The sequence below is a fragment of the Arsenicibacter sp. R0_47 genome (assembly GCF_057652235.1).
The window spans coordinates 385,391-398,125 of record NZ_JBYFCJ010000002.1 but is presented as its reverse complement, the minus strand read 5'-3'; the positions used below and the strand labels follow the sequence as shown (position 1 = coordinate 398,125).

The following is a 12,735-nucleotide window of genomic DNA, read 5'->3' as shown; positions in this document are numbered from 1 at the left end:
CTGACGCAACTGTAGAGCCGCAACATCTTGCGGCTCGGGCGGTTGAGGTCCCCGGTCTGCTGACGATGGGGTTGCAATAGCTGACGCAACTGTAGAGCCGCAACATCTTGCGGCTCGGGCGGTTGAGGTCCCCGGTCTGCTGACGATGGGGTTGCAATAGCTGACGCAATACGGCTGACGCATGCGGAGCCGCAAAATATTGCGGCTCTACAGGTGGACGCTGATCAGCTGGCCTTTTTCGGCTTCGGTCACAATCAGCTGGTGCCCGTCCGGCGTAAAGGTCAGGTTAGTCGGGTTCTCGCCGGGAACGCTGATTTCACTGACCGGCACTCCCTCCTGATCGAACACCTGAATCCGGCTGCCGCCATATACGGCTGCATACAGATTGCCGTCAGGGCCTACAGCCAGCCCGTCAGGACCAAATCCTTTGTCGCCGGTTTCAGCCCACACACGGATGTTTTCCCACGTCAGGCTGACAGCGTCCCACTGACCGCACCAGATGCGTTTCCGGTGCGTTTCGGCAATGAGCAGACCATCGGTCTCCGGCAACATGGCCAGCCCGTTGGGGTAGCGCAGCCCTTCCGTAATCATATCCACTGCTCCTTTAGTCGTCAGTACACCCACATAGCCGTGCACATCATCGTCGGACGGGCCGGGGCAACTGAACAGTAAATTGCCGTATTTATCAAAAATAAGGTCATTGGGCATATTCAGCGGTTCCCCGTGAATCTGATCCAGCACGGTTTCCACCTGCCGGTTGTCGGGATGAATCCGCCGGATCGCGTTTTTCCCCGAGTCGCAGAAGTAAAGCCACCCATCGGGGCCTTTGGTTAATCCGTTCGGCTTACCGCCCACCCGTATTCGTTCGGTCATTCCATCAGCATGACGGCAGAACAGGCTCTCGCCCTCCTGCTCTACGCACCAGAGGCGGCCGGCATCGTCAAATGCAGGGCCCTCCGGAAACCGCAGATCCGTCACAAGTATTGTTGTTTCCATGTTCATTAGTTGAGTAGATTACAACACGTTAATACGTGCTTCTTTTCATTAAGTCAGTTTTATGCCCGTTTGTTTAGTAAACCGCTCATTTATTGGCCTCCCGCCCATTACTTTTGCAATCTGTTGAGCCGACTCCCGACGGGAGTGATAATGTGCAAACCGAATCATTCATTAATCCCGCGAAGGCCGGACTGACTACGCGTCCCGGACTACGCGTCCCGCTCATTCACTCATTCGCTCTATCACTCATTAGTACCATGACAACCATACGCACAGTAACGGCCTGCCTGGAAGCCTGGGCTCCGCTGGCCTATCAGGAATCATACGACAACGCCGGACTCATCGTCGGCGATCCGTCAACACCCGTCACCGGCGTGCTGGTTACGCTCGACGCAACCGAGGCCGTTATCGACGAAGCCATTGCCCGTGGCTGTAACCTGGTGGTCGCTCACCACCCCATTGTCTTTAAGGGCCTTAAGAAATTTAACGGCCGCACTTACGTAGAACGGACCGTGATTAAAGCGATTAAAAACGACGTGGCGATCTATGCATCCCATACTAATCTAGATAACGTAACAGGTGGTGTAAATTTTAAAATTGCCCAAAAATTAAGCCTGCGGGACACACGCATTCTGTCGCCCAAAGCCCAGACGCTGACCAAGCTCTCGGTGTATATTCCGGTCGGCGACACAGAAGCCTTGTTACAAGCCCTGTACGCGGCCGGAGCCGGTCAGATCGGTAATTACGAACACTGCTCGTTCCGCGTCGAAGGCACCGGTACGTTTAAGCCTCTGGACGGTGCCAATCCGGTAATTGGTCAGGTCGGCACCGACGAAGCGGTCCGCGAACACAAGGTCGAAGTCATTTTTCCGTCGCACCTCGAAGGAGCGATTGTGTCGGCCATGAAAAAAGCGCACCCATACGAAGAGGTTGCCCACGATTTGTACCCGGTACTGAATGTTAACGGCGAGGTTGGTTCGGGGGCCATCGGCGAGTTGCCGGAAGCCATGAGCGGTCCCGATTTTCTGGCTTATCTGAAGCAGCAGATGCAGGTTACGGTGATCCGGCATACGGCCCTGCCCGCTAAACCCATCCGCCGCGTGGCCGTTTGCGGGGGTGCCGGGGGATTTCTGTTGCCCAACGCCATCCGGGCCGGCGCCGACGTGCTGGTGACCGCTGACTACAAGTACCACGAATTTTTCGACGCCGATCAGCAAATTATGATCTGCGACATTGGCCATTACGAAAGTGAAGTCTTCACAAAGGAGCTGATTCAGCACTATTTATCAAAACATTTCACTAATTTTGCGGTAATTTTGTCTGAAACGGTGACTAACCCAATTCAGTACTATTTTTAGCGGGTTATGGTTGCTGCCAAACTATTTACGGATAGCCAGGTGTTCAGTATTCATAATGCCTTTTACATTAAAATATATTCGCTCGAATGGAACTAACAATTGCGCAAAAACTGGATGCTCTTCTCAAACTACAAACGATTGACTCTTCCCTCGATGATCTGATTAAAATCCGTGGTAGCCTGCCTGAAGAAGTTCGGGATCTGGAAGACGAAATCGCCGGTTTTGAAACGCGAATTGGTAAGTTTAACGACGAAATCAGCACGCTGAACGACGAAATCGAACGCAACCGGTTGTCGAAAAAAGACGCCGAACGCCTGATTAATCGCTATAAAGACCAGCAGATGAACGTACGGAACAACCGTGAGTACGATGCCATCTCCAAAGAAATCGAACTGCAATCGCTCGAAATCGAACTGGCCGACAAACGCATTAAGGAAGCGCTGTTCCGTATTGCCGGGAAAGAAGATGAGATCAAGGGGACACAAGGCGCCCTGAATGAGCGGAAGGAAGACCTGCGCGTGAAAAAACAGGAGTTGGATCAGATTCTGGCCGAAAGCGAAGAAGAAGAAAAACGCCTGAAAGTTGACCGCGACGAACAAGCTACGCACATCGAAGAACGTCTGCTGAAGTCGTATACCAAAATCCGGGGTAATGCCCTGAACGGTCTGGCTGTCGTAACCGTAAAACGCGGTGCGTGCGGTGGCTGCTTCAACGTGGTTCCGCCACAGCGTCAGGCTGACATCAAAGACAAGAAAAAAATCATCGTGTGCGAACACTGCGGCCGCGTTCTGGCCGACGTGGAAGGCGCACCTGAGCCAGCCGTAACCGGTCGCCGGTAATGGCGGATTGCCCTTTGCACGCCCCGTCTGATCCTGTCAGGCGGGGCTTTTTTTGTTTTGTCATGAATTGTGAGCCATGTACACGCGTGTTCTGTTCATACTCCTCATAGGGCTGGCCGGTACGCAACGCGCCGGTGCGCAGCCGTATGGCTGGACGGCCGGCCATCAGCAGGCCTACGCTGACCTGTCGAAGCTAAAGCTACAACCGGCCCGGCAGCGGCTTGCTGCCGAAAACGGCCGGAACGGCATCACGATCTGGCTCACCGACTATGCCGATATGCTCACCCTGCTTATCAATGACGATGAACAGGCCTTCGGTCAGCTGGCCGGCCTGGAAGCACAACGGCTCGATCAGCTCCGCGCCTTGCCGGACGACGCACCCTATGCCCGCGTGCTTCAGGCAGAGGTCAGGCTGCACTGGGCCTTTGTTAAACTGAAGTTCGGTCATGAAATCAGCGCGGGTTGGGACATTATCAAAGCGTTCCGGCTGCTGACCGAGAATCAGAAAAAATACCCGTCGTTTCTGCCGACCTACAAAGCCCTCGGCCTGCTGCATATTCTGTTCGGCTCGGTACCCGACAACTACACCTGGATGACCGGCATGCTCGGGCTTCGGGGCGACATCCGCCTTGGCCTTCAGGAACTCGAACGCGCTCAGCACGATCCGCTGCTGAAAAACGAAGCCTACCTGCTCGAACTACTGGCCCGATCGTATGTACTCACCATGTCGCCGGCCGACAGTCAGCAACTATCGCTCTGGGTTGCCAGCCAGCCGGATAACCTGCTCGTCCATTATTTCGGGGCCACCATGGAGATCAAAAACGGGCATAGCGAGCAGGCGCTGGCTTACCTGAACAGCCGCCCGACCGGCCCCGACTACCTGCCGATGCCCATCCTGAACAGCATCCTGGGCGATATTTACCTGCAACAAGCCCAATACGATAAGGCACAGGCTGCCTTTCAGCGCTTTTTAAGCACGTACAAGGGCCGGAGCTTTCTGAAAGATGCATATTACAAGCTGTTTCTGAGTTTGTGGCTCGACAATGAGGATGCAAAAGCCCTGCCTTACCTGCAAAAAGTACGGACAGTGGGCAAAACGGTGGCCGAAACGGATAAAGTGGCGCAGAAGTTTGCGGAGAATTTCGCGAAGAACGTACCCTCAGCGAATCAGAAGGTTTTGATGAAGGCGCGGCTGGCGTTCGACGGCGGATTTCTGGACGACGCGCTGGAGCATCTGAAAGGCTTTAGTGAGGCCCGTTTCGGGTCAACGGCCGACAAGGCAGAATACAACTACCGGCTTGGCCGCATCCGGCAAAAGCGAGGGGAACCGGTGATCGCCATTCCGTTGTTTGAGCGCGCTATTGCCCTCAGCGAGGCGGAGCAACTCTCCTTTGGCGCCACCTCGGCCCTGCAACTCGGCTACCTCTACCAGCAGCAGAAAAACAAGGGCAGAGCACGGCAGTATTTCGAAAAAGCGCTCAGCTACAAGAAGCACGAGTATAAAAACAGCATCGATAACAAGGCCAGAGCCGCCCTGAACGGGTTAGGCGATTGACCGGTAGACTATGGTCCGCCGGTCAATCGCCCGATCGATAGGCCTGATTCGTTACAGACTCAGCAGGTCCTTGAACCGTATGGCCTGACGGCGGCTGATTTCAATTTTATCGCCTCCCCGCAGGGTCACCAGCAACCCGCCGCTGAACCACGGCTCGATTTTATCGATCCATTGCAGGTTGATGATGTGTTTGCGGTTCGCGCGGAAAAACGTAGCCGGATCCAGCCGGTCTTCGAGCGCATTCAGTGATTTGAGAACGAGCGGTTTCTGATCATCGAAATACAACCGGACATAGTTACCCATCGACTCAAATAACCGCACTTTACCCAGCTTCACAAACCAGCATTTTTCACCGTCCTTGACAAAAACCTGATCGTTTTCGCCCAGGATTTTGGTCGAGATGTCTTTTTGTGCCCGTTCCGGTTCGTTGCGGTGATGGTGCTCCTCTTCTACCCGGTGAATGGCTTCCGTCAGGCGGTTCAGTTCAACCGGTTTCAGCAGGTAATCGAGCGCGTTAAACTCAAACGCCTTGATCGCGTACTCATCGTAGGCGGTGGTAAAAATCACATCCGGCGCTTTGCCTTCGATGGACTGCAGGAGTTCAAAGCCGTTTTTGCCCGGCATCTGAATGTCCAGAAAGAGCAAATCCGGTTGCAGATCATCAATCATGGGCAGTGCCTCATCCGCATTGGCGGCCTCACCGATGATCTCTATTTTCGGAAAATTCTCCAGCAATCGGCGCAGTTCGGCGCGTGCCAACCGCTCGTCGTCTACAAGAAGGGTCTTCATTAATATTGTATCAAATTGCTAACTCATTACTTTATCGGCCTTCCGGAAGATGCTGTCCGACTGCATCGGCATCGTTACCTCCGCACATACCACATCGTCGCCTTCCTGATAAATGTCAAATTTGGCCGGACTGCCATAGAGCAGTTCCAGCCGCTGGGCCGTGTTTTTCAGACCAAAACCACCTGACTCTTCCTTGTCTCCTAGTTTGCCGGTGTTCCGGATCCGGATGTGCAGCTTCGAATCACCTTTGTCGGTTTCATCGAGCCGCGAAGTCAATTCAACAAACCCGCCGCCCATTACCTTCGAGACTCCGTGCTTGATCGCGTTTTCGACCAGTGTCTGGAGCATCATCGGCGGAACCTGCCAGTACAGCGTACGCGGATCGAGATCAATGCGGGCTTTCAGCCGGTCTTCGTACCGGACTTTTTCAAGGGCCAGATAGTCCTCTACGGTTTTGATTTCCTCGCGCAGTTCGACGGTTTTCCGGCGGTCGGCCAGCAGCGAATTACGGAGAATGTTCGATAGCTGTGTGATGCCCTGCTGGGCCTTCGACGGGTCTTCGTAGACCAGCGCCCGGATGCTGTTCAAAGCATTAAACACAAAATGCGGGTTCAGCTGCGACCGGAGTACTTTGGCCTCCGTCTCCCGGATCGAGGATTTGAGCAGTATCTTTTCAATTTCCGCATCACGGCTTTGTTCCACATAATGATAAGCCGTGTAGGTCAGCACCCAGGTCAGCATAACCTTGCCCCAGCTCAGCATATAAGCCAGAAAGGCCGATGTATTGTTCAGAATCATGTCCGGCAGCAGTTGCTTGTCAACCGGAAAATTTACTACCGTCATTACCAGTGCCAGGACCAGCACCGAAGCCAGCACCCGTGGGGCCAGCCGGAAGAAAGGCAATTGCACCCAGTTCCAGCGCCGGATAGTCAGGCGGTAGAGGTGCGTCAGTGTTATACCCAGCACAATGTTTGCAATGGCCAGGTAGAACATGTCAGGGTCGAAGCCTTCCTCCAGCCAATAGACGAAATACTCCACGGCGATGAGGAGCGTCCAGCCGAAGATCTGGCAAAACCAATATAGTTGATGTTTTGAGTATCCCATTAGTCACTTCTACTCATAGTGAGTAGTTAGCGAATATACGGGATTTTGCGAAAGATTGCTGTTTGTTATACACCAGCGGGAAAATACGGTGAACAAACCGGGCATGGCCGGGAGCAGTGGTTGCTGCTCCCGCATTCCCTAGGCTATGGCTAATGTCAGCAGGTGGGTGCTGTCGTTGTTGAGGTCAATCGTAAACTGTTTCGTTTCGTAGTCGTACCGCAGCTTGTACAGGCACAGATTGCTGTGTTCGAACTGATCCATATTGGCGAGCGGCAGCTCCATCAGCCATGACAGCAAAATCCGCATGGCGCGGCCGTGCATGGCCACCAGAATAGTTTCCTCTTCGGGACGTGACAGAATCAGGTCGATAACCACTTTCTGGCGGTCGCGGACCTGCTCGGGGCTTTCACCACCATCGGTCGTCAGCGAGGTTTCGCCGGCGTTCCAGCGTTCGATCAGGTCACGGTAATAGTCGTTATCGAAGTTATTCGGCACTTTACCTTCCATAACGCCCCAGCTAATCTCATTGAGTCCTTCGTACTTTTCATACGGCAGGCCCAGTTCAATAAACGACTTGACGGTCTGGAATGTCCTTTTCAGGGCTGAGATGTAGATTTTGTCAAATGCAACGTGTTGATAGGCCTGAAAAAAAGCGGCTGCCTGTGCGCGGCCCATATCATTCAGGTCGGCGTCCACGCCGCTTCCCTGCACAACTCCCCGACGGTTGTAGTCGGTTTCTCCGTGTCGGATTAAAAATATGGTTTTTGATTTCAAGCGCTTAGCTTTGCTTTTAAGATTTGTTGGATGATCTTGCCTTACCGTAAGCAGGCTTCGGGTTACCAAAGCAGCCGCAAAAATACACAAAAAAGGCAGAAACGAGAAGTTAAGCCTGAATACAAGCTTGAAAACCACTTATTTCAGATGAAAGCAACGGCTACCATTGAGCAATTAAATGCCATCAACAGCAATACGATCGGAGCACACCTGGGCATTGAATTTACCGAAATCGGCGAGGACTATATTGTGGCACGGATGCCCGTCGATCAGCGTACGCATCAGCCTATGGGCCTTTTACACGGCGGTGCATCGGTCGTACTGGCCGAGACCCTGGGTAGTGTGGCTTCCTTTGTGATGATTGACGACCATACAAACTATCATGCCGTCGGGCTGGAGATCAACGCCAACCACCTCCGCGGTGTACGCAGCGGCTGGGTCTACGGACGGGTAACGCCAATCCATGTCGGCAAAACCACCCATGTCTGGGATATCCGGATTACCGACGAACAAGGCAAGGCTGTTTGCGTCAGCCGGCTGACCTGCGCCGTGATTGCCGCCCGGCATTAGCTTTTTTCGGAAGTTCAGTGACTTTTTTGTTTTACAAACTGTTATTTGATTAACCGTAACAGTATAGGCGGTTCATGGTTCATGCACGTCACAACACACGATATTTTTACGCGTACCCAGTGGCCAACACCCGACCAATTGTGGCAGACAGCCCGGTTGTCCGGCGTTCCGGCGGCTATCTGGCGCTTACCGAACGCAGATGAAAAGCACCTGATTCTCCAGACAGAATCAGCGCTGACCGAAGCCCCCGTCGATTTCGACGAATTGTCTTCCGGATTTGTTCTGAGCCGGTTCGACAATTTTGATCACGGGAATGATGCGCCGTTTAAGGCCTTATTTCTAAGGGCCGATATACACTTTTCCGCCACGGCCGGCGGCGCGGACTGGCAACCGGCCAATGAGGCCAGTGCGTCGTGGTGGTCAGCACAGGACGGCTCCGTTGCGGCCCGACAGCCAGCGGTAAGCGATCTGAGTGCGTTTACGATCGACGATAACACCACCGAACAGGCGCGTTTTGAGGAAATTGTGGCCGAAGCGGTCAGGAAAATGAAGCAAGGGACGTTCCGGAAAGTCGTGGCGTCAAAGACAAAAACGATTACGTTTGCCGAAAGCCCCGATGTGCTGCGTCTGTTCGACCGGCTGTGTCAGGCCTATCCGACGGCGTTTATTTCGGCGGTCTGGCTACCGGAGCATCAGCAAATCTGGATCAGTGCCACACCGGAACGGCTTGTAAGCGTTGACCGGGGCGGATTTTTCCGGACGGTTTCGCTGGCAGGTACCCAATCGGCCTTTCACCCCGACGGCACAGTGAAGCGCACCGCAGAGGCACTCTGGTCGCAGAAAGAGATTGAAGAGCAGGCACTGGTTAGCCGCTATATCATTGAGTGTTTTAAGAAAATCCGGCTGCGGGAATACCTGGAAGAAGGCCCGCGAACGATTCAGGCCGGTAACCTGATGCACCTGGGCAGCCACTTTACGGTGGATACGCAGGCGGTTCATTATCCACAGCTGGGCACGGTAATGCTCCGGCTACTACACCCGACCTCGGCGGTTTGCGGGATGCCACGAGCTGCGGCTTTTCAGTTTATTCAACAACACGAGGGGTATGACCGCGAGTTTTACAGCGGCTTTCTGGGGCCGGTAAACATACAGCAGGAAAGTCATTTGTTTGTGCACATCCGGTGTCTGAAGCTGGAAGACCGGCAGGCAACCCTCTACGCCGGTGCCGGTCTGACGGAAGATTCCGTGCCGGAACATGAGTGGCAGGAAACCGAAATGAAGTGCCAGACGCTGCTGCGGTGTCTGACCGCTTCGTAATCAATACACTTCCGGGAAGTCCTTTCCCGGAAGTGATAAATTCGTCTCAATTACCTTCTGCTTTATCTTCAGAAGCATCACCGCCGGTGTTCTCCTTACTCAGTTCGGCGTTATTGCGGTTTCCCTGCGCGCTGGCTGCCGACGACTGTGTGTCGCTGTCCGGTGCCACATCCTCCTCCGGCATATCTGCCTGTTCATGCTGATTTTCCATCACGTTGCGTATCTATGTTTAGTTAATACAGACTACTGTCATCATCGACATCGTCTCTGAATTCATCATCATCGTCCTTTTCGAAGTCCAGTTCGGCATCGTCGAAATCGGTTTCTTCGAGGAATTCGTCATCATCAGGATCACCAAATTCACGGCCTGCTTCTGCATCTTCATCGTGAAGTTCATCGTCGATATCGTCGTCATCCAGAAAATCGTCGTCATCGTCGTCTGCGTCATCATTCAGGTCGTCGAAGTCACGGCTGGCCCCCGTTATTCCATCGTTACCATACGCACCACTCGGGCGAGGGCTCATCAAAACAGCGTTATCGCGCTCGAAAAGGTGTTTAATCGCCATTTTTTCATTGGTTTTAAGGTAAAAAATCTGGTTTACTAGTATCCTGTTCCATGCCCACAACACGTTATTAATGCGGGTGGCCAAAGAACCGAGGGAACGGTCCTGAAAAGCTAAGGTACTAATTTTTGGGCACGTGTGCCTGCTATGGTATCTTTACCGGTAATAACCCAAACGTAAATTAATTATTTCTCAGCTTAGTCCTTTTTTACTGGATGAAGAATCGTTACTGGCTATTGGTATTGATGTGCGTTTTGGCAGGGCGTGGGTATGCTCAGACCATTTATGGCGGTACAATGTTCAGGTCAGTTTACTTTTCAGACCCTAATGGCCCTCCTCAGCCGGATGTCTATACCTTGCTCGCCCACTTTTACATTAATGCCGGTGATGTTGCTAAAATGCCTGCCGAACTTCAGGTAAGTCTGTACCGCAGTTCTGATAAATCGTTACAATCAACCTATAAACTACAAAAAGGCCCCTCAAGCCCGGCGATTTTTGGAAATACCTGCAATCCCGATACCGCGGCTAACCTTTACAATTTTCAATACTTAGGCGATTTAGACCTGCCTAAAACGAAATACAACGATCCGGCCGGCTATTATTTCGTTACCGAACCGATCGGCACCCGACCCCAAACGGCTAATATTCAACCTGATCCGGTTACGCTATACCAATGGTTCTCCCCTGACTTTCTGTCCGGTCAGCCAGATGGTTCCGGTCCAGGTAGAACGTCTACGTTTATGCTCGGCAATCCGATCCTCCGTTGCCAGAAGTCAAATCAGAGCTCGCAATTCAATGCGTATGCCTATGATCAGCTCGTTATCAGTGCACTTGGCCTGGCATCCCCTCCACCTATCCTGACAGTAAACATACGCCTTAGCTCTCCGCTAAGAAATGCTGCGGGCGGCACCTTAGACAACGTGAGCTGGAAAAGCGGGTATAGTGCTGCCAACCCGCTTCCTGTTCCGTCATCGGCCTCACTGACAGCAGGCCCCAACAACGGCCAGGCTACACTGACCATTACGCCCTCTCAGACTATTGCCGGTGGTCAGTTTACGATTGCCGCTATCGCCGAACAATATAATAACGGGAAAAAAGTTTCGGAAAGTCTTACCGAATACACCCTCATCTACACCACCTGCCCCAAAATTGACCCGCCAACCATTACCTACACCAAACAAGGCAGCGCTCCGTCAGCGACACCACCACCAATTTGCCCGGGACAATCGCTGACCGTCAGTGCGCCAAACGGTAAGGCCAATCAGGAGTACAGGTGGTTTAAAGATACCCAACCCATTACCGGCCAGACCAATCCGACACTAACCGTAAACACCCCCGGTAATTACCGCGTCCGGATTATGCAGGCTGGTGTCTGCGACTCGGCCAGTGTGCAGTTTACCATTCCGGCCGCTGTCGCTCCAACCGTAACGATTGTCAGTGATGTATCCGCAACAACGGGCTGTACCGCCTCCGGACCGGCAATGCTGAGTGTCAGTTCCCCGTCTACCGGTAGTGCCCTTACCTGGTATCTGGGGGCCAATCAATTCATCAGTAATCCGAACAGGCCGTTCATCCAAACCAATGTAAACGGCGTGTATAGCGTCGTCATCACCAGCCCGGATGGCTGTACGGCCCGCTCCAATGAGATTATGCTCAACTTTACCGGCCCGCCCTCTGTCAGCATTGCCCAACCCGCCAGCACGACCTTCTGCCCCGGTGCAACGGCGGATTTACAAACCAGTCTGGTGAATGGCTATCAGTATGAATGGTTCCGCGACGGCGTAACCACCGGCGTTACTACCTACACCATCAAAAGCATTGATACGGGGGCGTACACGGTAAAGGTCACCGTGCCAGGCGGCTGTACGGCCCTTTCTGCACCGGTTACCATGAGCAGCCCGGCCCTCGCAAAGCCAGCCATTACCGGCGACCCCACGGTGTGTCTGGGCAAAAGCCTGACGCTGACAGCGACACCCGCCGGTTTACCCGCATACCAGTGGTTCCGCGACGGGACTATTGAGCCCGGCGGCACTTCACCGACACTCAGTACCTCCTTCGCGGGTCAGTATACCGTCCGGGTCACCTACCCGAATGGCTGTACTATCCTCTCTGACAGGCATCAGGTGCTGCAAAACTCGACGGTTCCGGTGTCGATTGTCACGGTCGGACCAATCTGCGGGCCTTCGTCCATTCCGATTGCCTTGTCGGCCACGCCGGCCGGAGGAACTTTCAGCGGCCAGGGGGTTCTTGGAAACCTGTTTATTCCGCAGGCAGCCGGTATTGGCAGCACCACCGTTACCTATACTCCACCGGCCAGCCTCTCGGGTTGTACCGTCGGCAATGCAACCATGGTGGTTGCGGTCAGACCGTTGCCCCTCCTCAACCTGCCACCGGTGCTGGAAACCGGCCCTGGCGTACCGACACTACTGCCGGGCGACATCGGTGCGGGGTACCAATACCGATGGACGCCTCCGCTCTATCTCGACAATCCGGCCCTCGGCAACGCAACCAGCACGCCGGCTGCGCCGATTACTTATACCCTCACCGTAACCGATAGCTTCGGCTGTTCGGTCAGCGATAGCGTACGGGTAGAATTAGCGCTCGGCTTTTACGTACCCACTGCATTTTCGCCCAATAGTGACGGCATTAATGATACCTGGGTGCTGCGGGGAATTAACGATTACCCGGATATTGAAGTTATGGTATATAGCCGGTGGGGCGAGGTGGTCTTTTACTCAAAAGGCTATGCACAGCCCTTCGACGGTACCTATGCCGGAGACCCCTTACTGACAGGCACGTATACGTATTTGATCCGCTTAAAACCAACAGAACCGCCCAAACGGGGAACCATAACCATCCTCCGTTAAGCG

Annotated in this window: 12 protein-coding genes; 6 read left to right on the top strand and 6 right to left on the bottom strand. The window is 53.6% G+C overall.

Features of this window, described 5'->3' with window-relative positions; genetic code table 11:
* Positions 1–207 precede the first annotated feature (207 nt).
* Complete coding sequence (locus tag AC23NW_RS05000) at positions 208–996, bottom strand: SMP-30/gluconolactonase/LRE family protein (protein WP_487448087.1); 789 nt, start codon at positions 994–996, stop codon at positions 208–210.
* A 257-nt stretch (positions 997–1,253) separates the two neighbouring features.
* On the opposite strand from AC23NW_RS05000, the gene AC23NW_RS04995 reads away from it, so the two are divergent.
* The 3 genes from AC23NW_RS04995 to AC23NW_RS04985 all read left to right on the top strand — a co-directional run bounded on the left by AC23NW_RS04995 (position 1,254) and on the right by AC23NW_RS04985 (position 4,748).
* Entirely contained in the window at positions 1,254–2,354 is a 1,101-nt protein-coding gene (locus AC23NW_RS04995; protein WP_487448086.1) for a Nif3-like dinuclear metal center hexameric protein, read from the top strand.
* An 86-nt stretch (positions 2,355–2,440) separates the two neighbouring features.
* Positions 2,441–3,193, top strand: a complete 753-nt coding sequence (locus tag AC23NW_RS04990; protein ID WP_293836999.1) for a zinc ribbon domain-containing protein — start codon at positions 2,441–2,443, stop codon at positions 3,191–3,193.
* A 76-nt stretch (positions 3,194–3,269) separates the two neighbouring features.
* Positions 3,270–4,748, top strand: coding sequence for a tetratricopeptide repeat protein (locus tag AC23NW_RS04985; RefSeq protein WP_487448084.1), 1,479 nt, complete (start codon positions 3,270–3,272; stop codon positions 4,746–4,748).
* Between the two features lie 51 nt (positions 4,749–4,799).
* Here the strand turns inward: AC23NW_RS04985 and AC23NW_RS04980 are convergent, their stop codons facing one another.
* The 3 genes from AC23NW_RS04980 to AC23NW_RS04970 form a co-directional block, all read right to left on the bottom strand.
* Positions 4,800–5,537 carry a LytR/AlgR family response regulator transcription factor gene (locus tag AC23NW_RS04980; RefSeq protein ID WP_293837003.1) on the bottom strand — a complete coding sequence of 246 codons (738 nt, stop codon included), beginning with the start codon at positions 5,535–5,537 and terminating at the stop codon, positions 4,800–4,802.
* An 18-nt stretch (positions 5,538–5,555) separates the two neighbouring features.
* Positions 5,556–6,641, bottom strand: coding sequence for a sensor histidine kinase (locus tag AC23NW_RS04975; protein ID WP_487448082.1), 1,086 nt, complete (start codon positions 6,639–6,641; stop codon positions 5,556–5,558).
* Positions 6,642–6,779: 138 nt separating this feature from the next.
* Positions 6,780–7,415 carry a histidine phosphatase family protein gene (locus tag AC23NW_RS04970; RefSeq protein WP_487448081.1) on the bottom strand — a complete coding sequence of 212 codons (636 nt, stop codon included), beginning with the start codon at positions 7,413–7,415 and terminating at the stop codon, positions 6,780–6,782.
* 147 nt (positions 7,416–7,562) lie between these two features.
* On the opposite strand from AC23NW_RS04970, the gene AC23NW_RS04965 reads away from it, so the two are divergent.
* Both AC23NW_RS04965 and AC23NW_RS04960 read left to right on the top strand, forming a co-directional pair.
* Complete coding sequence (locus AC23NW_RS04965; protein WP_487448080.1) at positions 7,563–7,985, top strand: hotdog fold thioesterase; 423 nt, start codon at positions 7,563–7,565, stop codon at positions 7,983–7,985.
* A gap of 81 nt (positions 7,986–8,066) precedes the next feature.
* Entirely contained in the window at positions 8,067–9,302 is a 1,236-nt protein-coding gene (locus tag AC23NW_RS04960; RefSeq protein ID WP_487448079.1) for a chorismate-binding protein, read from the top strand.
* 46 nt (positions 9,303–9,348) lie between these two features.
* Here the strand turns inward: AC23NW_RS04960 and AC23NW_RS04955 are convergent, their stop codons facing one another.
* Both AC23NW_RS04955 and AC23NW_RS04950 read right to left on the bottom strand, forming a co-directional pair.
* Positions 9,349–9,513, bottom strand: a complete 165-nt coding sequence (locus AC23NW_RS04955) for a hypothetical protein (RefSeq protein ID WP_293844302.1) — start codon at positions 9,511–9,513, stop codon at positions 9,349–9,351.
* A 22-nt stretch (positions 9,514–9,535) separates the two neighbouring features.
* Positions 9,536–9,868 (bottom strand): hypothetical protein, encoded by a 333-nt coding sequence (locus AC23NW_RS04950; protein ID WP_487448077.1) that lies wholly within the window; start codon positions 9,866–9,868, stop codon positions 9,536–9,538.
* Positions 9,869–10,080: 212 nt separating this feature from the next.
* Here AC23NW_RS04950 and AC23NW_RS04945 point away from each other — a divergent pair, with 212 nt between their 5' ends.
* Positions 10,081–12,732 carry a T9SS type B sorting domain-containing protein gene (locus tag AC23NW_RS04945; RefSeq protein WP_487448076.1) on the top strand — a complete coding sequence of 884 codons (2,652 nt, stop codon included), beginning with the start codon at positions 10,081–10,083 and terminating at the stop codon, positions 12,730–12,732.
* The last annotated feature ends 3 nt before the right edge of the window (positions 12,733–12,735 follow it).

Excerpts from the sequence above, each read along its gene's own strand:
- AC23NW_RS05000 (WP_487448087.1), bottom strand. The coding sequence starts at position 996 with ATGGAAACAACAATACTTGTGACGGATCTGCGGTTTCCGGAGGGCCCT.
- AC23NW_RS04955 (WP_293844302.1), bottom strand. The coding sequence starts at position 9,513 with ATGGAAAATCAGCATGAACAGGCAGATATGCCGGAGGAGGATGTGGCA.
- AC23NW_RS04950 (WP_487448077.1), bottom strand. The coding sequence starts at position 9,868 with ATGGCGATTAAACACCTTTTCGAGCGCGATAACGCTGTTTTGATGAGC.
- AC23NW_RS04985 (WP_487448084.1), top strand. The coding sequence starts at position 3,270 with ATGTACACGCGTGTTCTGTTCATACTCCTCATAGGGCTGGCCGGTACG.
- AC23NW_RS04990 (WP_293836999.1), top strand. The coding sequence starts at position 2,441 with ATGGAACTAACAATTGCGCAAAAACTGGATGCTCTTCTCAAACTACAA.
- AC23NW_RS04980 (WP_293837003.1), bottom strand. The coding sequence starts at position 5,537 with ATGAAGACCCTTCTTGTAGACGACGAGCGGTTGGCACGCGCCGAACTG.
- AC23NW_RS04960 (WP_487448079.1), top strand. The coding sequence starts at position 8,067 with ATGCACGTCACAACACACGATATTTTTACGCGTACCCAGTGGCCAACA.
- AC23NW_RS04945 (WP_487448076.1), top strand. The coding sequence starts at position 10,081 with ATGAAGAATCGTTACTGGCTATTGGTATTGATGTGCGTTTTGGCAGGG.
- AC23NW_RS04995 (WP_487448086.1), top strand. The coding sequence starts at position 1,254 with ATGACAACCATACGCACAGTAACGGCCTGCCTGGAAGCCTGGGCTCCG.
- AC23NW_RS04965 (WP_487448080.1), top strand. The coding sequence starts at position 7,563 with ATGAAAGCAACGGCTACCATTGAGCAATTAAATGCCATCAACAGCAAT.
- AC23NW_RS04975 (WP_487448082.1), bottom strand. The coding sequence starts at position 6,641 with ATGGGATACTCAAAACATCAACTATATTGGTTTTGCCAGATCTTCGGC.